The organism is Microtetraspora sp. AC03309 (assembly GCF_020826795.1).
Classification (GTDB): Bacteria; Actinomycetota; Actinomycetes; order Streptosporangiales; family Streptosporangiaceae; genus Microtetraspora; species Microtetraspora glauca.
On record NZ_JADDIL010000345.1, the window covers coordinates 1 to 627 of the forward strand.

Consider the following 627-nt stretch of genomic DNA (forward strand, 5'->3'; position numbering starts at 1 on the left):
GGGCATATCCCGGCCATGGCCGCGCGTTGAAGCCGCCGTGGGTATCGAAACGGTGGTTAAGTCAGCCCCCGTGAGCGGTGTGCGGTTCGTCGCGGTCGGCCTGGATGATCCACTGGCCGCCCCGCTGCTGGCCGAGCTGTCGGTCGAATACTCCGAGCGCTACGGCGGAACACCCGAACAGATGATGGTGTGGCTGCGTGGGAAATCGGCCGAAGAGTTCACTCCGCCGGGCGGCGGCCTGTACATCGGCGTCCTCGACGGCATGCCGGTCACCGGCGGCGCCTTCACTCGGTTCGACGCAGACACCGCCGAGCTCAAACGCATCTGGACCGCCGTCCGTTACCGGAAGCGTGGCTACGGGCGGGTGCTGCTGGCCCACCTCGAGTGTGAGATCGCCGCGCGCGGATACCGAAGGGTCTATCTGACCACCGGGCACCTGCAGCCGGAGGCCGAGGCGCTCTACGACTCTGCCGGTTACACCCGGCTCACCGCGCCGCTGCCGGCCGAGGGGGAGGGGACGGTCTTCCCGATCGCCTTCGAGAAGCAGTTGCCGGGGAAGGAGCCCAGGTGAACACCCCGCTGTCGATCCTCGACCTGGCTCCGATCAGTGCGGGCAGTGATGCGGTG

General features: G+C 68.1%; 1 protein-coding gene. It reads left to right on the top strand.

The features are described 5' to 3' along the window. On the top strand, nucleotides 1–571 hold a 571-nt coding region (locus IMZ11_RS43245), incomplete at its 5' end, for a GNAT family N-acetyltransferase (RefSeq protein ID WP_308066919.1). Nucleotides 572–627: the final 56 nt, after the last annotated feature.